Below are 22,232 nucleotides of genomic sequence, written 5' to 3'. Positions count from 1 at the left end.
TTGCGTGCGTAGGACGTCGCTAGGCAATTAGAAAACCGATACCGAAAGGTATTGGTTTTTTTGTGTTCTTTTTTAGATTATTGTTGGTTACTGTTGTTTCTTTAGTAGGAGTGTGCGAGAAAGAGGAGGAACAAAGAGTTCGAGTTTAAATGAAACCCGTATCCTCTTTTACAATCGTATTTTAAATAACGGACCGCAATAAAAGATTAGATATAGTTTGCCTAGGCAAATACCTTGAAGAAAGGTTTTATTGGTTTTAATATCAAAGGTAGATTGTTGATCGATGAAGGGATGTTTTTATATGAAAGAAATTCAACCGATACCAGTATCCGTTTTGGATTTGGTAGCTGTAAAAGAAGGACAGACCAATAAAGAAGCTTTTGAAGATATGGTTGGTCTTGCTACACATGTAGAGAAGTTAGGGTATAACCGTTATTGGCTAACGGAACATCATAATTCACAGAGTGTCATTAGTTCTGCCACTTCCATATTAATTGGGCATGTACTGGAGAAGACGGAGTCGATTAAAGTAGGTTCAGGCGGGGTGATGTTACCGAACCATGCACCACTAGTTGTAGCAGAACAGTTTGGCACATTAGAAACGATGTATCCTAATCGAGTGGATTTGGGACTAGGCCGAGCACCCGGTACAGATATGCAAACTGCTCATGCTTTAAGAAGAACCACACAGGAAACGTCTTTTGCATTCCCGCAAGATGTGGTGGAATTGCAAAATTATTTTAAATCGCAAAATGCGCAAGGTCAAGTACATGCATATCCAGGAGTGGGTGCCGATGTTCCAATTTATATTTTGGGATCAAGTACATCAAGTGCAGAGTTAGCAGCTCGTTTAGGATATCCATATGTATTTGCTGCACACTTTGCTCCACAACAGTTCGAGCAAGCGATACATATTTATCGCAATCAGTTTGTTCCATCAGAATATTTAGCCGCTCCGTATGTGATGGTTTGTGTAAATGTGATTGCCGCTGATACAAATGAAGAGGCAGATCGATTATCGACAACTAGCGACAGATTTTACTTGAATGTGGTGAGCCGAAAACAGGAAATGTTGAAACCTCCTGTTGAATCGATGGAAGGTCTATGGAATTATTACGAAGAAAATGCAGTTAGAGGCATGTCAGCTTTTACATTTAAAGGTGACAGACATGCGATTATTGAGCAATTGACATCATTCCTTGGGACATTCCAGGTGGATGAATTGATGGCCGTTTCTTATGTGTTTGACCAGGAAGCGAGAAAACGCTCCTATGAAATATTGCAAGAAGCGATGACTCAAATTTAACTTCATGTAAAACGCTCACCCTTTCATGGTGAGCATTTTTATTAGGAGAGGTATGTTAAAGTCGAAAAAGAGGGAATATTGTCATTATTAATCTAGAATTTCTTTTCTAATCATATATAATAGGTGAAAAGTGATTAGAAAGAAGGGATCTCCATGTTTCCAACTAAGTACAGAAGACGCAATACGGTTGCCTTTACAGTATTGGCTTATTTCACGTTATTTGCAGGTGTTTTCTTGTTTTGTATTGGTCTATACAATGCGGACAGTTTGCAACTGAATGAAAAAGGATATTACATCGCAGTAATGATATTGGTGGCTGTCGGGGCAATCCTGACACAAAAAGTGACACGTGATAATGCGGAGGATAATGATATCCTGGCTGAGCAAGAACGCCACTTGAACAATACCAGAATTCCATCCCATACAAAGGAGTCTTGAAAATTCCGGAATCGTGACCATAAAATCGTAGTAAATGTACAAAAAAGTATTGCCTGTTGGCAATGATTTTTTGAATGAAATTCCCCAAATATTTATGCGATTGCTTCTTTCCCTAGTAAATCAATGATTTTTTCTCACAAATACGAAAAGCCCATCGAAAATAGTCGATGGGCTTTCTATTCTCATCCTGTAAATACCTGATCATATAGATAGCGATAATTCGCCTTTTTCGGTTTCATAAGCATGAAGAACAAAGGTAGTAGTTCTAGGGGCAAAAACGCCGACTCCTCGATAGTGAAGTTAAAAATAAAAACTAACTCTAATAAATTTGATTCAAATTATTTACTTTTTAAAACGATAAGGAACTGTAGTTACCACTACATCTCTTCGATAAAGCAAGATGGACCGGATCAGTAAACTTGATTGGTTATGGAGAATATTATGCCATCCTTTTTTGGGAATGAATTGTGGAATCAAGACGGTTACTCGATAGTTCGATGCATTTGCCTTATACTCCACTGTACTAATAAATTTTGCTAATGGTTGAGTGATGCTTCTATATTGTGAGTATAAGGTCACCAGCCGTACATCGGGCTGCCATTTCTTCCACTTTTCTTGAAAAATGAGTTCATCTTCTCTCTCAAAAGCCACATATACGGCAATGATATGGTTTGGATGAAGCGATTTGGCATAGTTCAAGGAGTTCTCTACTACATGTGTGATTCCTGCAACAGGTACAATGATCACGTTCCCTTCAATGGGCAACGCAGGTTCACTAGTGGAAATACTCAACTGTTCTCCAACTGCAAGATAGTGTTTTTTTATTTTATGAAAAACAAAAACGAGTAGAGGCAGGAAGATGAGAACAGCCCAAACCTGACCAAATTTGGTAATGAAAAAAATCATCATGACCGCGAAACTGATAAATGCCCCAACAAAGTTAGTAATTAGTTTGACCGTCCAACCTTTTGGTTTTTCTCTCATCCATTTTACGAGCATTCCCGTCTGGGATAACGTAAAGGGGATGAATACCCCGACAGCATACAACGGGATTAGTTCTTCTGTTTGCCCTTGAAAGATAACAATGAGCAGGATGGAAGTGATTCCTAACGTGATGATTCCATTGGAGTATCCCAGGCGATCGCCTCTCATTTTGAACATGCTTGGAATGTATTTATCATTCGAAAGACTAAAAGCCAAAAGTGGGAAGGCTGAATACCCTGTATTTGCCGCAAGAACAAGAATCATGGCTGTCGTTCCTTGTATGAAGTAATACATAAAGTTTCTTCCGAAGATCTCGGAAGCCAGTTGAGAAATAACTGTTTCCTCAACTTTGGGTGTAATGCCATAGTAAAAGGCCAAGAAAACAATGCCCACGAATAGAACTGCAAGCAATGAACCCATAATCACTAATGTTTTTGCAGCATTTTTAGCAGCTGGATTTTTAAAGTTTGGAATTGAATTTGAAATGGCTTCAACTCCGGTTAGTGCAGAACTTCCTGAAGCGAAAGCTCTAAGCAACAAGAATAAGGTAAGTCCAGCCACTGGAGTACCAAGTGGTGCGTGCAGATCAGCTGAAACATTGCCAGTAACAGTATTGAAAAGCCCCACACCAATTAAGATAAACAACGCGAGTACAAATAAATAGACAGGATAAGCGAGTATGGAAGCAGACTCTGTAATGCCTCGTAAATTCAAAACCGTAACGAAGATCACCAATACACTGGCAATGGCAACATTATGGTCGTGTAGGCTTGGAATTGCAGACGTAATGGCATCGGTACCGGCCGAGACACTTACCGCAACCGTCAGAATATAATCCACCAATAAAGAACCACCTGCAATCAATCCCGCATTCTCTCCAAGGTTCTCTTTTGCCACAATATAGGCGCCACCACCACGTGGGTAGGCAAAGATAATTTGTCTATAAGATAATATAAGGGCCAACAACAGTACAAGGACACCTACTGCAATCGGGATGGAATACCAAAACGCAATTGTACCTACGGTGACTAATACGAGCAAAATCTGTTCTGGACCATATGCAACAGAAGATAACGCATCTGAAGAAAGGATCGCTAAAGCTTTTGTTTTATTAAGCTTTTGTTCACCCAATTCAGATGACTTTAAAGGACGACCGATTAAAAATCTTTTCACTCCGGATAACATTTTCCCCACTTCTTTCTGTATCGAGCGATCTTTTCCATCCGCAAAAAGACAACCCATAATGCAATGCATGATACGTTAAATAACGACAAAAAAGCCCACAAGGCATAGAGAAAATAGCCTAGTGGACATTATGACACTCTCACTAGTTCAAATTCCTCTCTCATAACGCTTACGGAGTTAGCTGTCGGGTTCGGGCTAAAAGAGTAGCCCTACCTACAATACGTAGGATTCACCCCAAGCGGCCAGAGATGCCACAATAAAATGGGTCCCCCGTTCCAAATGGATTAAGCGATTTAGAAATATGAAACTGCAGACAATACTACTCTTTTCGTTTCAACTTGTAAATAACAATTTCTGAAGGCATATATTCATATTAAAACCACGTATTACTAGCTTATTTAGAAAAAAATAGTATTCATCGTCATTGGTCCATCTTAAAAAAATAAATAATCATCTAAAAGAAGCAATGAATGGAATGGGAAAAGCACTGGAAATCGAGATAAGAAAGTGCAATATCAATCTGTTTAGTAAGTAGAAAAAACTAGGGGGTAAAACTGATGGAAAAAGAATTAAATCCTGCAATTAGTTTGGAAAGATGGGAATCAAATTGAATCTAACAAAATCCAATCTCGCTATGAGGAATTTGTAGTAGATGGAACCTTTTTATTCGAAAACGAGTTATGTAATCTATATAATCTGAAAATTTTCATCGACTCTGACTTTGATGGAGGGTTTGTATAAGTGAAGTACTTTTTGAAGCTAAACGTGGTCAGTTTATTATTTGCAATCGTGATAGGAATTTCGATTGAACTTCAACTCAATTTCTACCGAATTTGGCGTTTAACGGGTTGGGAAGCAGATACAGTAAATGGTGTCATAGCAGGACTACATCTTATTGGGTTTGTTCTGTCTACCATAGTATTTGTTTTCTTAATTAGTAAATGGCTAGAGGGTAAAAAATCAAGCTTTTGGGCGGTCATTCTTTGGTTTCCATATTTGATTCTATTCATCGCACTCTTTTCCTATCTGTTCCCAATAACGAATCAAGGGGAAATGCCCGCACCTGTAAGTGGACTCATAATAATAGCCCAACTAATTATGTATCCGATTTATTTAGTTATGGTTACTGCATTTTGCACAACTTCAGCGTTGGTTATTGAGGAAAAAGTTCTGGATTAGAAAAAAGAGCCCAATCCAGTATCGAATGTGGGCTCCGTTCAGGTTAAATTGCGTTCTTAGCTATTCGTGCATACCGAACATACACTACATAAAACACTGCAGCACTAAGCAGACGAAGTCCTGAGTTAAAATACATAGCCATTTCTACACCCCAGGCATTTAACATCCAAATGCCGAGTTGTGGTGCAATAAAAGCAACAAAAGCGAGCAGAACATTATACGTTGTAATACAGTAAGTCCGAGACTCTTCAGGCGACTGCTCAAGCAATAGATTAAATAAAAGTAATACCACCCCGGACAAGAAGAAGCCTGAAATCGATTGCACAAGCGTAATATAATATAAATTCGTTGATAAGACAGTTAAAAATGGGGTTGTCGCCATGCCGATTGCTGCCCAGACAAAAACTAGCACGTTAGATTTCCGTTCAGCCCATTTTTTCCACAGTGGAAACGTCAAGATTTGTGTAAGCATATTGCCAACGGAGAACATACTGATCCAAAAAATGGTCGCGCCGACAACACGCACGTGATAAATATTAAAAATTCCCCAAGCCATTTGCCAAGCAAAATTGAAAAATAGTGCAGCGATCAAAAACCATACATATGCGGAATGTTGGAAAATTGACCAGTCCATTATTTTCTTTTTCACCATCGGTCCTTCTGATTTCAACGGTTCTTCTTTATGTTTCATCAATAAAAACACTTCTATTAAGCCAAAACCAAGTGCGGCAACGAATAACGCTTGATAGGCCATGACATTATCTGATGAGTTCCTCATTAAAATCCCAATTAAAAGCGTCGAAACGAGACCAACCATCGTAAGCAATCGGTTCCGATCACTAAAAAAGTCGCCCCTTCTCGAATCACTGATGATGCCACTAATGAACGTCTGCCATCCGATATTAGCGACCGTATTCGGTACACTCATAAAGGCAATAATTGCGAGAAATGCCCATGCTTGATAGGACTGGGAAGGCAAATAAACCAGTGTTACAATGAATAAAAACATTAAGCGGGCAATCAACACCGACATCGCGACTAGTTTCTTTTGAGTGTGTGCTCGGTTTAATAAAATTGCGGCAGGAATCGTCATTAATAATGCCATCAGTGGAGGCAATGAACTAATTAAACCAACTTGATAATTCGTTGCTCCTAAAATGGTAATCGCAAAAATCGGAAAGAAGTTTGCGGAAAAGTTCAATGCAATGGTCGAGGCCATTCCGTGATAAATACTGATTTTTTCATTATAAGGTCTCATGTTCTCTCCATAATCAATCAAAATATAATTCTATCTGTAACGAATTATATACTTGAATTTCAAGAAAACAAGTACTTTGAGACACGAAATTTCCGGGTGCTTTAATCTGATTAGACAAGTGAAAGGGTGTTCATAAAATGGCAATATATAAGCAACCATTGCTACCTATGAAAAAGAGTTTTTTTGAAAAAGCCTTTGATTGCATTGCCTTACTTTTATTCGGTGTAAGCATCGTCTATTTAATTACGATATGGTCTTCCATTCCGAGTGAGGTTCCGATCCATTACAACTTTGCAGGTGAACCGGATGGCTGGGGAGGGAAATGGACACTTTCCATTCTGCCCGTGATAGGGCTTGCCATGTGGATTGGTCTGTATTTTATCGAGAAATACCCACACACGCACAATTACATTGGATTGACGGAAGAAAATAAGGAACGTCTTTATAAAAATTCACAGTTACTGGTTAACGTAATGAGAAATGAAATCATGATTTTTATTGCTTACATGACTGTGGAGACGGTTCGTATTGCACGTGGACATGAAATGGTACTGGGAGCTTGGCAAATGCCGTTGTTCCTCGTGATTTTGTTTGGATCGATTGCCTATTTGTTTGCACGTGGTCTACGTCTTAGATAAAGCAGCAATAAATTCGGTAGTATGCGTCTTTTCATACTAAAGGAATTTATTGAATTATTTTCAGATAGAAAGGGACTTCCACATGGAGGTCCCTTTTTTCGATTTCGATAGGAATGTCACAATATTATAGGTTCTAATAGGTTATTTGTATTTAAGTATTATAAAAATAGGTTGCAATAGGTTCGAATGTGTTTTAATATTATTGAAATATCAAATAAATTAAAAAATTAAGAGGGTGTCAATATGACAGCGGAAATATTAGTGAAAGTTTCAAGAGGGGAATTAGTTGAAAGTTTACATAGGGGTCATGTTGCAGTGGTCAATTCCAAAGGGGAGTTACTTTATTCATTGGGAAATCCACTAGAAGTAGTTTACGCAAGGTCTTCAATGAAACCACTCCAAGCCATTCCGATTGTGGAAACTGGGGCAGCAGAGCACTACAATTTTGATCACGCAGATCTGTCTTTGACATGTGCCTCTCATAATGGAGAAGACCAACATACCAACCGTGTTCAATCCATATTGGAAAGAGCAGAGTTAAGCTATTCGGACCTACAGTGTGGAACGCATAACCCGAGGTGGCAGGACACTTACGAAGCATTGATCAAAGCGAATGGAGTAGTTACGGCAATCTATAATAACTGTTCTGGGAAACACAGCGGGATGCTTGCAACAGCTAAACATATGAATGAGTCGACAGATGATTATTATAAAATTGACCATCCTGTTCAACAACGAATCATGGAAGCCATTAGTGACTTAACGGAAGTTCCAAAAGAAGACATAGCGATCGGGATCGATGGTTGCGGCGTACCGGTGCATGGTATACCTCTACATAACTTAGCATTAGGTTTCGCGAAGCTGGCTGACCCAGTCCAGTTGCCAGCAAAACGTCAAGAAGCCATTAATAAAATTACGACAGCGATGATGGAGGCACCTGAGATGGTTGGAGGTACTGAGCGTTTCTGTTCAGACTTTATGCGCGTTTTAGATGGTCGAATGTTTGGGAAGGCCGGAGCGGAAGGCGTTTATTGCATCGGGGATAAAGAAACGGGAATCGGGATTGCGATCAAAATCGAGGATGGGAACGGACGTGCCACTTCCCCGGTAGCTGTTGAAGTTTTAAGCCAGTTGGGTCTCTTGGGTGAACATCAAAAGGAACAATTAAATGAGTATCATCACCCAACATTGAAAAATGCAAGAAAAGAGAAAATTGGTGAATTATTACCAGACTTTACGTTAGGACATGCATAATGCATTTACTATAAAACTTTTTACAAATTATTTAACACAAGTAGGGGGAAATTACGTGAGAAAATCTATGAAATTATTAGCACTATCGATGTTGGCACTTGTTCTTGTATTGTCAGGCTGTAACTTCTCCGATTCGTCTAATGGAAATTCGGACAGTAAAGATGGATCAAAAGATGAGAAAAAGACACTGAAGTTAAGTCTTGAAAATGATATTCCCGATTTAAACCAAGTAAAAACAACAGACGGTATTTCATTTGGAATCTTGAACAACATTATGGAAGGTTTATACCGTTTGGATGAGAATCATGAAGCTGTACCGGCAATGGCGGAGAGTGTAGAAATCTCTGAAGATAAATTGACGTATACATTTAAATTGCGTGAAGGCGTGAAATGGAGTAATGGGGATCCAGTAACAGCAGCTGATTTCCGCTATTCTTGGTTACGTGCAATTCACCCAGATACAGCAGGTTCATATGCATTCATCATCGCGGATTATGTAAAAGGCGCTGCTGAATTCGTGGAAGGCGTAGCGACGGATAGCGAGGTTGGCATCGTTGCAGAAGACGACACAACATTAGTTGTTACGTTGAATGAACCAACACCTTATTTCCTTGGATTAACGGCATTCGTTACGTATTTCCCACTTAACGAAAAGTTTGTAACAGAAGCTGGGGATGACTTTGCACTTACAACTGAAAACATCTTGTTCAATGGACCTTTCACGATGACTGAGTACGATCAAGCAGCTGGCGTGAAATTAGTGAAGAACGACAAGTATTGGGACAAAGAAAATGTAGGTATCGATGAAGTAAGCTTGAAAGTCATCAAAGAAAACAGTACAGCATTGAATTTATATGAAGCGGGCGATTTAGATCGTGTCTACTTGTCATCATCTGACATTCAATCATATCAAGATGACAAAGAATTTGGCACAGAATCTAAATTCAATTCATGGTTCGTGCAATTTAACTTAACGAAAGCACCATTTGACAACGTAAATATCAGAAAAGCATTCCAACTTGGATATGATCCGGAAATTTTGACAGCTCAAATCTTGAATAACGGTTCTACGCCTGCTTCAGGTGTCGTTGCAAGTGGAATGGCAGGGGTTGACGGCAAATTATTCCGTGAACTGAATCCGGATTTAGTTACACCTAATGTTGAAAAAGCAAAAGAATATCTTGCTGCAGGACTTAAAGAAATTGGTGGAACACTGCCTGCCATCGAAATTTTGACGGCTGATGACACCATTGCAAAAGACACAGCAACATTCCTTCAAAGTGAATTCAAGAAAAACTTAGGCGTCGATGTGAACATTTCGACTAAACCTTACAGTGGAAGACTTCAAGCGATGAGAGACGATGCGTACCAAATGGGAATCAACAAATGGGGTGCCGACTATAACGATGCAAGTACGTATATGGATTTATGGGTCGGAACACCAGCAAGCCCACTACGCGGACACTATAGCAGTACGGTATACAATGATTTAGTTGCGAAAAGTAAATCAGAAACAGATGAGGTAAAACGTATGGATTACCTTCTTGAAGCAGAAAAAGCACTGGTTGTAGATGACGCCGTTATTGCACCGCTTTACGATGAAGGGAAAGCCTTCTTACAAAACGCTGAAGTAACGAATTTTACGATACATCCGTATGGAGCACCATTGGAATTGAAATATATTAAGAAAAAGTGAAAAATTGCTACTGATTAAAGAATGAAAGGAAGAGAGAGAATTTCTCTCTCTTTCTTCATTTCTTCCTTTAAGAATCATTTTAATAAAAGAGGTGAACTGTATTGAAAAAATTTCTTGCTGTACGGATAGTCAATATTTTAGTGACGTTATTTGTAATTGCGACAGTGACATTTTTTCTGATGAAGTTGTTACCGGGGTCGCCATTTGATGAAGAGAAGCTTGCGGGATTATCTGATGAAGATCGAATGGAGTTTTACGCACGATACGGACTTGATCAACCGGTTGCCGTTCAGTATGCGAAGTACATGGGAAATCTCGTGAAGGGCGACTTAGGAATTTCTTATTACTACAAAGGTCAGCAAGTTGAATCATTAATCTCGAGCCGAATCGGACCGTCTGCTTTATTAGGCGCTCAGGCCGCGCTTTTGGGTGTATCAATTGGTTTGATTTTAGGGATGATTGCTGCATTCAGACATAACACGATGTGGGATTTTTTCACCATGTTCATCGCAGTTATCGGGGTAGCAATACCGAACTTCGTTTTCGCTGCTCTCCTGCAATACTATGTTGGATTGAAATGGGGCATTTTACCGGTAGCCTTCTGGGAAAGTTACGATAGCTCGATTCTGCCCACCATCGCACTTTCAATGATGGTCATCGCATTGATTGCTCGTTTCATGAGGAATGAAATGCTTGAGGTATTGCAGCAAGATTACATCTTAACTGCGAAATCTAAAGGACTTTCACAAATGAATGTCATCATCCGCCATACACTCCGTAATTCCATGATTCCAATCATTACGATCCTTGGGCCCATTACGGTTAGTTTACTGACAGGGTCACTAGTTATCGAAAATATATTTGGTGTTCCAGGAATCGGAAGTTTATTCGTTGATTCAATCAAAGTAAATGACTATACAACAATTATGGGCTTAACTCTTTTTTACAGTGCATTTTACATTTTAACCATTCTAGTGGTTGATTTGCTGTATGGAATCGTTGATCCGAGAATACGCTTAACCGGCTCAAAGGGGTGAATTAGATGACTAATACTAATCTAGAAAAATACGAAGTCAAAGAGACAGAGGGAGTATTTCGAGAAGATTCGTTTAAAGTTGTTGGTGCAAAAAAAGAGTCACAAGATACAATTGCGAGACCCCATGTAGGCATTCTCAAAGAAAGTTGGTTGCGCCTAACAAAAAATAAAGGGGCAGTTGTCAGCTTGGTTATCATTTCTCTACTGGTTCTCCTGGCACTGCTCGGACCTTATATGAACGAATATACATATGAGCAAACCGATTATGACAAGGCATTTCAAGAGCCAAATGGTGAGCATTGGTTTGGGACGGATAAATTCGGACGGGACCAATGGACGAGAATATGGGAAGGTACACGAATTTCATTATACATAGCGCTTTTAGCGAGCGTACTGGACTTGGCAATTGGGGTAATCTATGGTTCCATTTCTGCATTAGTCGGAGGAAAAGTGGATAATATCATGCAGCGAATCATCGAGGTATTGGTCGGAATACCAAACCTTATTTTAATTATCTTATTGATTATGCTGATGAAGCCAGGTATTTTCACGATTACTGTCGCCATGGTCATCACAGGGTGGGTAAATATGGCGAGGCTCGTTCGCTCGCAAGTATTCAAACTGAAGTCACAGGAATTCATATTAGCTTCACGTGCATTAGGTGCTTCGAATGGCAGGCTGATAAAAGAACATTTCATACCAAACACACTGGGACTCATTATTGTGAATATGATGTTCACAATCCCATCCGCTATTTTTACAGAAGCATTCTTGAGTTTTATCGGCCTTGGACTACAAGAACCATTGGCTTCTCTAGGTGTATTAATTAATGACGGCTTCGAGGGAATGAGAAATAACTTCTATTTATTACTGTACCCAACACTGGTCATCGTTGGTTTAATGATCTGCTTTAACTTGCTAGCCGATGGGTTGCGAGATGCATTAGACCCTAAAATGAGAAAATAACATAATCTAGAGGGTGAATCGATATGGAACCATTATTAGAAGTGAAAGATCTTTATGTTTCTTTTCATACTCAGGCAGGCGTTGTAAAAGCCGTTCGAGGTGTGAACTTCACCGTTAATAAAGGTGAAACATTAGCGATTGTTGGTGAATCAGGGTCTGGGAAATCAGTGACTTCCAAGGCAATCATGCAGTTATTGCCTGATCATAGTGCCTCATATGATAGTGGGAAGATCTTATTTGACGGTCAAAATATCCTGGAAATATCGGATAAGAAAATGGAGTCAATTAGAGGATCTGACATCGCCATGGTTTTCCAAGATCCGATGACGGCACTCAACCCGACGATGACGATTGGGAAACAAGTCGCTGAAAGTGTCATGAGACACGAGAAAATATCTAAAAAAGCAGCTCTACAACGAGCAATTGAAATATTGGATCTAGTTGGGATTCCTGAACCCGCAACAAGAGTCAATCAATACCCACATCAATTTTCCGGAGGCATGCGTCAACGCGTTGTAATTGCCATTGCCATTGCGTGTAATCCGAGACTGCTGATCGCTGATGAGCCGACGACGGCACTGGATGTTACGATACAAGCTCAAATTCTGGATCTGTTAAAGGAAATTCAACGAAAGACGGGCACCTCCATTATCCTGATTACACATGATTTAGGCGTAGTGGCAAATATGGCGGATAAAGTGGCTGTAATGTACGCAGGCAAGATTGTGGAAGAAGGAACGGTGGAAGAGGTTTTCGAACAATCCGAACATCCCTATACTTGGGGGCTATTAAAATCAATTCCGAATTTAGAAGCGAATGAACAATTGTATTCGATTCCAGGAACTCCTCCCGATTTATTAAGCCCACCTGTAGGAGATGCGTTTGCGGCAAGAAATGAATTTGCGATGGCGATTGATTATGAAGTGCAGCCACCGATGTTTGCAGTATCAAAAACACATACCGCGGCAACTTGGTTATTGCATGAGAAAGCACCAGACCTCTCGACTGTGATTCAATCAACAGAGAGAGAGCTGGAAAGAACGAAAAGAAGAGACAGAAAAGATTTTGCGAAAACAGACTCCATTATTCAAGTTCATAAGTTAAAAAAACATTTCCACATGTCAGGCAACAGTTATTTAAAAGCGGTTGACGGCGTCTCTTTTGATATTAGAAAAGGTGAAACCCTTGGATTAGTGGGCGAGTCGGGATGTGGAAAGTCGACAACCGGACGGACCATCATGCGGTTATATGAACCAACGGGTGGAGAAGTTTATTTCAATGGAAAGCCGATTCATGGTGATTTGAAGAAACAAGATGAAAATCGAATCAGACAGAAAATGCAAATGATTTTCCAGGATCCATACGCTTCACTAGATCCTCGAAAAAAAGTAATCGACTCTGTAGCTGAAGGAATCGACATTCATAAGCTAGCAGCAAGTGTCAAAGACAGAAGAGATATTGTCCAGAACTTACTGGAGATCGTGGGTTTGAATAAAGGATTCATGAATCGCTATCCACATGAATTTTCAGGTGGACAACGCCAAAGAATTGGGATTGCTCGAGCACTGGCTGTTAATCCGGATGTCATCATTGCAGACGAGCCTATTTCTGCACTCGATGTTTCCATCCAAGCGCAAGTAGTGAATTTGTTAAAAGATTTACAACATGAGCAAGATCTGACGTATTTATTTATCGCTCATGATATATCGATGGTTAAATACATTAGTGATCGAATCGGTGTCATGTATTTAGGGAACTTGGTTGAACTTGCACCGACGGATGAGCTTAGCAAAGAGCCGTTGCATCCATACACGCAAGCATTATTATCAGCTGTCCCTACGCCTAATCCAAAGATTGAGCGTGGAAGAGAGCGCATCATATTGACTGGAGACCTTCCTAACCCGATGAATCCGCCGACAGGCTGCCGTTTCAGAACACGATGTCCTTATGCCATGGAGAAATGTAAAGAAACGCCAATCTGGAAAGAAGCAAAACCAAACCATTTTGTCGCATGCCATTTAATTGAATAGACGACATAAAAACACCCACCAAATCATCATTCGGTGGGTTGTCTTTTCTTAAGTCCTGTTAATGACGGTTATTTTTCTAAATGCACCAGTTTTGATAGGGCACTTTGATAAATATCGATGGCTTTATATAAGTCTTCCAGTTCGGCAAACTCATCAATTTGGTGAGCTGTCATCACTTTGTTAGGAAAGACTGCGCCAAATGCAACACCACTGTCCAAATAGCGGGCATATGTAGCACCTCCAGTAGAAAGTAGTGTTCCTTCCAGTCCGGTTTCTTCCTCATAGGATTGAACCAGGGCTTGTACACCCGGATGGTCTCCACTTACATAATGAGGATTGCGTTCTCTGATGGCGTCAATGGTAAAGCCATGAGCTAAAGCAACCTTCTCAATATTGTTCTTGGTTGCTTCGTATGGAGTGGTAACAGGACAACGGATATTCAACGATATTTGTCCGCCTTCAAGGGCCTTGAAGTTAAAGATCCCTGCATTGACAGTTAAAGGACCTGTAATTTCATCGGAATGCTCGATAGCTAGTTGCTCACCGTAATGATTGTTTTGAAGGACAGATGTGATAAAACGAACGTAAGCCAATTGACTGCCTGTAAGCGGGAGCTTATCGAGTAGACTTGCCGCTAAATAGGCAGCATTCTCCCCTTGTGCGGGATCTGCTCCGTGAGCAGATTTCCCGCTGACGGTCAACGTCAAAATCTCATCTGTATTGACCAACGAAAAAGGAAACGATTTTTCTCTTGCCTCTTTTTCAATGACAGCCATCCATTTGTCCATATTACTGCCTTTGAATGTACATTTACAGTGATCGGGAACCATATTTCCTCGTTCTCCGGAGACAAATGAGAGCAACGTAAAGTCTGAAGAAGAATCATGAACATCATCCAGTTTCAATGTAATGTTAATTTGTCCTTTTTCAGCGTGAATGATTGGGAATCTTGCATCAGGTGCAAATCCAAAAAGTGCAGGGGGCTCGGTTTCAACATATTTCTGCATACATTTCATTCCGCTCTCTTCATCTGTGCCAATGATTAGACGAACGCGATGCGTAGGAGCTGGTTCATTTTCTTTCAATTGTTTCAGAGCATAGAATGCAGCCATGGTTGGACCTTTATCGTCAATTGCTCCGCGGGCTACAATTTTGCCGTCTACTACTGTAGGAGTGAACGGATCGCTTGTCCATGTGCCGGTAGCGGGAACAACGTCCACATGGCAAAGCACGGCAATATAGTCTTCTGCATCTGGAGGTCCATATTCTATGTAACCATAATAACCATCATGATTTACAGTGCGGAAACCAGCTTTCTCACCAAGGTCCAGCATATATAATAATGCGTCGTTGACTGCGTGACCAAAAGGTGAAATTTCCGTTGCTTCTGTGATATCTTTAAGGCTCGGGATTGCTAATAATCCAGATAAATCTTTTATAAAGTCACTATGTGAAGCTTGCATATGTATCTCTCCAATCAAATAGTTTACTTTCCAAAAAGAAGAAAGAATTATATGATAATTGTAACATTAATAGAGCGGACTAATGGTAGAATCCCTATAATATTCCGCAAAACTGCTGCGCTTTCCGCGGACGAGCGCCGAGCCTCGCTATCCCGCAGGAAAGACGTTGGCCGAAAGCATTTCGGTCAATGTCTTTGCGACGAAGCAGCGTAGCGATGCAGGAGCAGGTTTTTACTCCCCAGTTTTGCTCCATTTCTATAAAGAAAGCACATGATTTGGAAAGAAAATGAAAGAGCGCAAATGCACATAAAGAAGGTAAACGCACCAAAACTAGAAACGTAATCAAAAATCTAAAAGCCGTTAAATGAGGTTAATACAATGAAACGAAAAGTTCATGTTTTATCCATACAAGAATCGTATTTAAATATCATATCTAGACAGTTGATCGAGGTCTTGGGGGACAGAATAGAGATTTCTTCTTTAACAATTAAAAACTTACAGATGAATATCATATCCCCTGGCGACATCGTGATTTTATCCAAAGGAATTTTAATCGGGATTACACGTCCTTTTGTTCCTGCATCCTGCCCCATCATTATCGCCAAACGAGAAATTAACATCGTAAATACAAAAGAACTAATCAGCCTTCCAGATGGTCAAAAGATATTGGTAGTCAATGATACAATTGAACACTCAAAAGAAACTGCATTTTCTCTTGAAAATATCTATTTCGAGCACACCTATTTTGTGGATGATGGAGTAACTCCAATACCAGACGCAATCGACTTTATTGTAACTCCCGGTGAGATGCAGTTAGTGCCGCAACACCTTACAAACGTCATAGACATCGGACCTAGGCTATTGGACTATCAAACGTTTTTGGAGCTATCGATATTAATTGATGAAAACTATGATAAACAACATTTGATCAATCGCTTTATGAAATCGCAAGTTTCCTTGGCAATAGAGGTTGTGGATGATAGGGTTGGACAAGCTCTAGAAATTAGCAACCAAGTAGAGACGAATCATTCCATGAACACACCGTTGAAAATCGACGATTTACTAACAGACGAGAGAATCAACAAAATTACCGCTAAAATTGAAGAACATGGATTCTTGGAAGAAAGCATTAAAATTCTAGAACTCTTCGAAGATGGAAAAAAGCAATTTAATTCTTTTGGCAGACTAAAACTGAAACAAATGCTGGAGTCTAATGGATTTTATCTCTCTGAACAGCAAGTACGTATTCGGCTGGAAGTGCTACAAGAATTGGGATTGCTTCTTGCTCGCCAAGGTCGAGGGGGAACCACCATCACCAAAATTGGAGAAAAATTCTTGAATAATACGAGTGCGGAAAGCGGAAAGTGAATATTACAAAGACAAAGAGGCTGTCCCAAAAGTCATAGAAAATGACTTTTAGGGCAGCTCTTTTCATATTAATATTTCTCCGTTATATGAATATGAAGATTTCCGTTCCAACGTACTTTCATGTTTCGAAGCTAGCGTAGCGATGCAGAAACAGGCGGACGGTGAGCCTCCTCGTCGCTTAAAAACATGTGCTCCTGCATCGCTGCGCTAGCTTCGTCGCAAACGAGTTGTGCAAGATTCATTTGCACAACTCGTTTCCTGCGGGGTCTCACCTGTCCCGCTAAACCCGCAGGAGTCGCCGCCTTCCACTACAATCTATAAAGTGTTAAAAAGTCAACGGGCCCCTTTGACTAGCCTCATATTACCTGTTTTTCTTTAACTCCCCGAGCTAATCGTAGTACAACCCTTCCCATCAAAATAGAGCTAATGACTAAAACAATTGTATTCGGAAGTGCTTCAGTATAAATATCACTGTTTTCCATGACTGCCCACGATGGCCAAGTAGGAGCTATAAATGTCCAAATCATGGCTATTGAATTATTGAACAAATGCAATAAGATCGGAACGAATAAATTATTGGTTTTAATATACAGAAGGGAAGCGACGACGCCAAATATGAAAGCTCCAATAATATCGGCATGTAAAATTCCGAACAGTACACTTGAAATGACGATTCCAGTCCACATGGACGTTTTTGCTATCATGCGTTTTAACAACACACCACGGAAAATAAATTCCTCTGCAATCGGGGCAATAATCGCGATTGAGATAATGGTAAAGGCTAAATACCACGGATTTTCTGGCATTGGCAATGCCTCTAAGAAAAAGTCGACAAGACCAGGAGCAAACGGCATCAATGCAAACAATTGGAACCAAAATACACTCAGTGAAAACGCAATAGACAATACAACCAGTCCAAGTATTGAAGGTATCAAACGTTTTACATCTTTTACAAAGACGACATCCTTAACGGACATCTGTTGTTTCTTAAAATGGTACCTGAAAAATAAGACTGGCACAATTACGTAAATAATGAGCTGCAATGTGATGTCGACTATAGGCTCACTTGCTGAAAGTAAAACTAGGAAAGTTATTGTTACAATACTTACTAAGAGGGTAAACCCCAATAAATGCCTTATCTTCATTTCTTCAAACATCCACTTACCCCCTATCTAGTAAGCTATACGTAATTTAAGAAGATACGGTTTCGCTTTTTACTAATAAGAAAAAATTAAGAGGTGATGGTTTATGGAATTCAATACACAAAAGTTTGGACAACAATTGAAATATTTACGGCAGCAACACGGCTTGTCTATGTTGGCTCTTGGTCGAGATATCGGAACATCCGCAAGTCAAATTAAAAGCTGGGAAAATGGTAACAGTGTGCTTTCTGCCAACTGGGTTGTCAAAATAAGTGAGCGATTTAATATTTCAACAGATTTATTATTAAAGTCAACTCCCCAGAATATGAATAGTTGGGAGGATGAAAAAGAGCCTACACTTGAAGACATCACGGATTATTTAGTTGGAGCGGTGAAAGCTGCCGCACAAACAGAGCAAGAATGGGAAGACATCTTGAATGGAACATCTTCTCAAGATGACCTTTGCATGGAAGATTTATTTCCCGGGAAAACAAAGAAACAGCAGTACATGCAAGAAATTAGGGAACTTTTACCCAAACTCTCAGAACAGGATTTGCTAGAACTCTATACATTAGCCGAAGTGAAAGCGAGGAAAGAACGAGGATGATAGAAGTGGAATTCACTGTGGAGCAATAATGACACAAAATTGTACCGTATTCATCCTTTTTGCCCGATACTGGACACACTTTTATGATGAGGGAATGGACAGATACATTTTGAATGACATCATATTTGTATTTGGGTACACGTTTGAACATAATAAGATGTAAGCCTATTTTTATATTTGGCTATGTTAAACGCTGTTGATCTTGAATGGAAAAACAAGAGAGTACATTTGAGCCTTGCACAGCTTTTCTGCGACGAGTTTGCGCAGGAGCATGCACATCTATTTTGCGACGAGCTTGCGCAGGAGCATGCCCCAGGAGCGTGAATTCATGCGGAACGTGCGACTAGCGAAAATGTACGATAATAACAGAGTGGTTAACATAGAAAGATTTTTGTGGATTGTTACGTGAAATTACAGGGTGGGAAGTGAATCACATGTTTTTAGCGTGGAATGAAATTAAAAAGAATAAACTGCGCTTTATCTTAATTACAGGCGTCTTGATGTTGGTTTCGTATTTAGTGTTCTTCCTATCTGGTCTTGCAAGCGGGCTTGAAAACTTGAACCGTGAAGCGGTGGACAAATGGGAAGCGACAGCGATTGTAGTGACCGAGGAATCAGATAAAAGCCTGCCTCAATCGTCCATGACGCTCGATGACATTGACGATATTGAAGCGGAAGATACGGCAGTCATTGGACAGTTCAATGCCATTGCCACAAACGGTGGAAAGAAAGCCAATGTTGCCATTTTTGGTATTGAAAAAGATGAATTCATTATGCCTGATGTGTCACAAGGGGAAGCCTTTTCAAAAAATAATGAAGTTATTGCGAGTGATGCACTACTAGAAGATGGCTTTGAAATTGGGGATACACTCGACCTGTCTTCTACAGAAGAGAAGTTAACAATTGTTGGATTTACGGAGGACGCTCGTTTTAATGCAGCTCCAGTTCTATACGGCGACTTATCCACTTTCCAACGCGTCAAATTTGGAGAAGCGGCAGAGACAAAAGGCGATCAGATTAACGGCATTGTGCTCCGCGTCGATGATCTATCAAACGTTACGGACAATGAAGATCTCGAAGTTGTGGAAATTGAAACGTTTATAACGAACTTACCGGGATATACCGAACAAAGTTTGACGTTATCGTTTATGATTTACTTCTTGTTTGTCATTTCATCCGTCATCGTTGCTATCTTCCTGTACGTCTTAACCGTACAGAAAATTAGTTTGTTTGGTGTGATGAAGGCACAGGGAGTCTCGAACGGATACTTGTCCCGCTCTGTTATTGCACAGACCTTCATTTTGGCAGTCATTGGGGTGGCAGTAGGATTTGCACTGGCACTCATCACTGGAGCATTTCTTCCTGGAGCGGTTCCGGTATCCTTTGATATTGCTACGATGGTGATGTATGGGCTGATCTTGATTGCGGTGGCAATAATGGGTGCTGTATTCTCTGTTTGGACAATAGTTAAAATCGATCCGTTGAAAGCGATTGGGGGGTAAGTCATGGCCATTTTGGAATTAAATCAAGTCACAAAATCGTTTGGCACAGGTCATAAAAAAGTGGATGCACTGAAAGAAACACATTTTCAAGCGGAAAAAGGAGAATTGATTGCGGTCATTGGCCCCTCTGGATCAGGTAAGAGTACATTCCTGACAATTGCGGGTGGTCTACAAACCCCGACTGGTGGGGAAGTCATCATCAACAATCAAAATATAACAGAACTTAGCGAGAAAAAACGATCTAAGATCAGGTTGCAAGAAATCGGCTTTATTCTACAGGCATCCAATCTTGTCCCATTTCTGACAGTTCGTAATCAAATGAAGCTCCTCGATCAAGTAAAAAAGGACAATATGACAAAAGAGGAACTAACTCAACTATATGAAGGACTGGGCATCAGCGACCTTCTCGACAAATACCCAGCAGATCTATCAGGTGGGGAACGTCAAAGAGTTGCCATTGCAAAAGCTCTTTACAGTAACCCATCAATCATTCTCGCTGACGAACCAACGGCATCACTCGATTCGGACCGGGCATATGAAGTAATGGAACTGCTACAGAGAGAAACAAAGAGCAAAAAAACGACCACGATTGTCGTCACCCATGATACGCGACTGATTAGTTACTGCGATAAAGTGTATAAAATGACGGATGGGGAAATTAGGTTGGAAGAGACATAAGTTTTTTAAAAAGAATTAATCTACTATATAAAAGGCGTTAATAATAAGCGAGCTTTTCTTCGGTAATTATCGAGGAAAGACTCGCTTATTTTGTTATTCAGAATGTTATGGTCATTCAGGAAATCCATAGAAAATGCAATTAATAACACATTTCAAAATAATTTTAAAAATAATTTGAATTATTAAACAAGTGTGATAATATAATGAAAAATGAGTTTATTAAATAAAACTCAGTTTAATATACTAAACCGAGTTATAGACTGAGGGGGGCTATTAATCTAGATAATTCTTTTAAAGTGAAGAAATGAAAGCGTTTTCAAAAGAGCAATTCAAATAAAAAAACTAACTAGTTGATAGAAAATGGAGGAGAACTTTTTGAAAAGAAATCTACTAATCTCATTTTTACTTGTACTATCAGTTTTACTCGCTGCATGTGGAGATGCTGATGGAGCTACAAGTCAAAAAGAAAATGAAAAATACCCTGATAAACCAATTACGTTGATTGTGCCGCATCCAGCTGGTGGGGGTACTGATGCTGTTGCACGATCACTTGCAAATGCTGCTGAAAAACATTTGGGGCAATCTATCAGTGTTGTGAACAAGCCAGGTGGCGGTGGATCAGTGGGTATGACAGAAGGGTCAATGGCAAAAAATGATGGGTTAACTGCAACATTTGTGACGGTGGAGTTAACTACATTGAGACATCTCGGCATATCGGAACTCAAATATCAGGATTTCGAGCCAGTGGCACAAATCAACTTTGACCCAGGTGCGATTGCTGTTCCGTTCGATGCACCTTATGACACGATTGAAGAATTTTTTGCTTATGCAAAAGAAAATCCAAGAAAGATTAAAATGGGGAGTACTGTTCCTGGTGCCATTTGGCATTTATCTGCAGCATCAATAGAAAAAGCAGCAGGCGTAGAATTTAACCATATCCCATTTGATGGAGCTGCTCCTGCTGTAACGGCACTTCTTGGCGGACATGTTGATGCGGTGGCAGCTAGCCCTGCAGAGATTTTAGCAAATGTGAAGGCAGGAAAGCTTAAAGCATTGCTAATCGTAGATACCGAAAAGGCAGCTACATTGCCAGATGTTCCAACTCTTACAGACATTGGTTTGGATATTGCTAAAGTTGGAGCATGGAGAGGAGTTACTGTTCCTAAAGGTACTCCTGAAAGTTATATCACTAAATTAGAGGATGCGTTTTTGAAGGCTGCTAAGGAAGAAGAATTTATTAGCTTCATGGAAACTAGCGGCTTAGGCATTTCTGTATTAAATAGTGAAGACTTTGGGAAGGCAATGGAAGATTCGGATGCTTCTTTCGGAAAGTTGATTCCTACCTTGAATATCGATTGATAAAGAGTACGAGTTTCCTTTTGGAAGCTCGTACTGTAAATATCTTCTATAAACGACAAAGTTACGCAACGTAGATGCTAATTGAAATAATTACATGGATATCCCGTTTATTAAGAAATGGGATACAAACAAAAGAGTAGTTT

Annotated in this window: 18 protein-coding genes and 1 riboswitch; of the genes, 14 read left to right on the top strand and 4 right to left on the bottom strand. The window is 40.0% G+C overall.

Annotated elements, in window-relative coordinates; all coding sequences use genetic code 11:
* Positions 1-301: 301 nt before the first annotated feature.
* On the top strand, positions 302-1,306 hold the full coding sequence (locus GY23_RS09375; protein ID WP_075618923.1) for an LLM class flavin-dependent oxidoreductase: 1,005 nt from the start codon (positions 302-304) through the stop codon (positions 1,304-1,306).
* 153 nt (positions 1,307-1,459) lie between these two features.
* The gene (locus GY23_RS09370) at positions 1,460-1,744 is read left to right on the top strand and encodes a YiaA/YiaB family inner membrane protein (protein ID WP_075618922.1); all 285 of its coding nucleotides are present in this window, start codon (positions 1,460-1,462) and stop codon (positions 1,742-1,744) included.
* A gap of 342 nt (positions 1,745-2,086) precedes the next feature.
* Here the strand turns inward: GY23_RS09370 and GY23_RS09365 are convergent, their stop codons facing one another.
* Entirely contained in the window at positions 2,087-3,913 is a 1,827-nt protein-coding gene (locus tag GY23_RS09365; protein ID WP_075618921.1) for an APC family permease, read from the bottom strand.
* Between the two features lie 150 nt (positions 3,914-4,063).
* Positions 4,064-4,214, bottom strand: a riboswitch (cyclic di-AMP (ydaO/yuaA leader).
* Positions 4,215-4,654: 440 nt separating this feature from the next.
* Between GY23_RS09365 and GY23_RS09360 the strand changes: the two genes are divergently transcribed.
* The gene (locus GY23_RS09360; RefSeq protein ID WP_075618920.1) at positions 4,655-5,092 is read left to right on the top strand and encodes a hypothetical protein; all 438 of its coding nucleotides are present in this window, start codon (positions 4,655-4,657) and stop codon (positions 5,090-5,092) included.
* 43 nt (positions 5,093-5,135) lie between these two features.
* On the opposite strand, the gene GY23_RS09355 is transcribed toward GY23_RS09360, so the two are convergent.
* A complete protein-coding gene (locus tag GY23_RS09355) occupies positions 5,136-6,350 on the bottom strand; it encodes an MFS transporter (protein WP_075618919.1) in 1,215 nt (404 codons plus the stop codon).
* Positions 6,351-6,517: 167 nt separating this feature from the next.
* Between GY23_RS09355 and GY23_RS09350 the strand changes: the two genes are divergently transcribed.
* The 6 genes from GY23_RS09350 to GY23_RS18930 all read left to right on the top strand — a co-directional run bounded on the left by GY23_RS09350 (position 6,518) and on the right by GY23_RS18930 (position 13,970).
* Positions 6,518-6,988, top strand: coding sequence for a DUF1648 domain-containing protein (locus GY23_RS09350; RefSeq protein WP_161487592.1), 471 nt, complete (start codon positions 6,518-6,520; stop codon positions 6,986-6,988).
* Between the two features lie 243 nt (positions 6,989-7,231).
* Positions 7,232-8,242 (top strand): asparaginase, encoded by a 1,011-nt coding sequence (locus tag GY23_RS09345; protein ID WP_075618918.1) that lies wholly within the window; start codon positions 7,232-7,234, stop codon positions 8,240-8,242.
* A 55-nt stretch (positions 8,243-8,297) separates the two neighbouring features.
* Positions 8,298-9,938 (top strand): peptide ABC transporter substrate-binding protein, encoded by a 1,641-nt coding sequence (locus GY23_RS09340; protein ID WP_075618917.1) that lies wholly within the window; start codon positions 8,298-8,300, stop codon positions 9,936-9,938.
* Between the two features lie 101 nt (positions 9,939-10,039).
* Positions 10,040-10,975 carry an ABC transporter permease gene (locus GY23_RS09335; protein ID WP_075618916.1) on the top strand — a complete coding sequence of 312 codons (936 nt, stop codon included), beginning with the start codon at positions 10,040-10,042 and terminating at the stop codon, positions 10,973-10,975.
* Positions 10,976-10,980: 5 nt separating this feature from the next.
* On the top strand, positions 10,981-11,940 hold the full coding sequence (locus tag GY23_RS09330; RefSeq protein WP_075618915.1) for an ABC transporter permease: 960 nt from the start codon (positions 10,981-10,983) through the stop codon (positions 11,938-11,940).
* Between the two features lie 23 nt (positions 11,941-11,963).
* Positions 11,964-13,970 (top strand): ABC transporter ATP-binding protein, encoded by a 2,007-nt coding sequence (locus tag GY23_RS18930; protein ID WP_075618914.1) that lies wholly within the window; start codon positions 11,964-11,966, stop codon positions 13,968-13,970.
* A gap of 68 nt (positions 13,971-14,038) precedes the next feature.
* Here the strand turns inward: GY23_RS18930 and pepV are convergent, their stop codons facing one another.
* Positions 14,039-15,433, bottom strand: a complete 1,395-nt coding sequence (pepV, locus tag GY23_RS09320; protein ID WP_075618913.1) for a dipeptidase PepV — start codon at positions 15,431-15,433, stop codon at positions 14,039-14,041.
* Positions 15,434-15,811: 378 nt separating this feature from the next.
* Here pepV and GY23_RS09315 point away from each other — a divergent pair, with 378 nt between their 5' ends.
* Positions 15,812-16,801 carry a winged-helix domain-containing protein gene (locus GY23_RS09315; protein ID WP_075618912.1) on the top strand — a complete coding sequence of 330 codons (990 nt, stop codon included), beginning with the start codon at positions 15,812-15,814 and terminating at the stop codon, positions 16,799-16,801.
* Between the two features lie 356 nt (positions 16,802-17,157).
* Here the strand turns inward: GY23_RS09315 and GY23_RS09310 are convergent, their stop codons facing one another.
* The gene (locus GY23_RS09310; RefSeq protein WP_075618911.1) at positions 17,158-17,958 is read right to left on the bottom strand and encodes a CPBP family intramembrane glutamic endopeptidase; all 801 of its coding nucleotides are present in this window, start codon (positions 17,956-17,958) and stop codon (positions 17,158-17,160) included.
* Between the two features lie 91 nt (positions 17,959-18,049).
* Here GY23_RS09310 and GY23_RS09305 point away from each other — a divergent pair, with 91 nt between their 5' ends.
* From GY23_RS09305 to GY23_RS09290, 4 genes are all read left to right on the top strand, one after another.
* A complete protein-coding gene (locus GY23_RS09305; RefSeq protein WP_075618910.1) occupies positions 18,050-18,550 on the top strand; it encodes a helix-turn-helix domain-containing protein in 501 nt (166 codons plus the stop codon).
* Between the two features lie 434 nt (positions 18,551-18,984).
* Entirely contained in the window at positions 18,985-20,052 is a 1,068-nt protein-coding gene (locus GY23_RS09300) for an ABC transporter permease (RefSeq protein ID WP_075618909.1), read from the top strand.
* 3 nt (positions 20,053-20,055) lie between these two features.
* On the top strand, positions 20,056-20,730 hold the full coding sequence (locus GY23_RS09295) for an ABC transporter ATP-binding protein (RefSeq protein WP_075618908.1): 675 nt from the start codon (positions 20,056-20,058) through the stop codon (positions 20,728-20,730).
* A 375-nt stretch (positions 20,731-21,105) separates the two neighbouring features.
* Complete coding sequence (locus GY23_RS09290; protein ID WP_245827619.1) at positions 21,106-22,089, top strand: tripartite tricarboxylate transporter substrate binding protein; 984 nt, start codon at positions 21,106-21,108, stop codon at positions 22,087-22,089.
* Positions 22,090-22,232 lie beyond the last annotated feature (143 nt).

The sequence above is a fragment of the Paenisporosarcina indica genome (assembly GCF_001939075.1).
GTDB lineage: Bacteria > Bacillota > Bacilli > Bacillales_A > Planococcaceae > Paenisporosarcina > Paenisporosarcina indica.
Note: the sequence above shows the minus strand (reverse complement) of the source record. Positions and strands in the feature narration are given on the sequence as shown.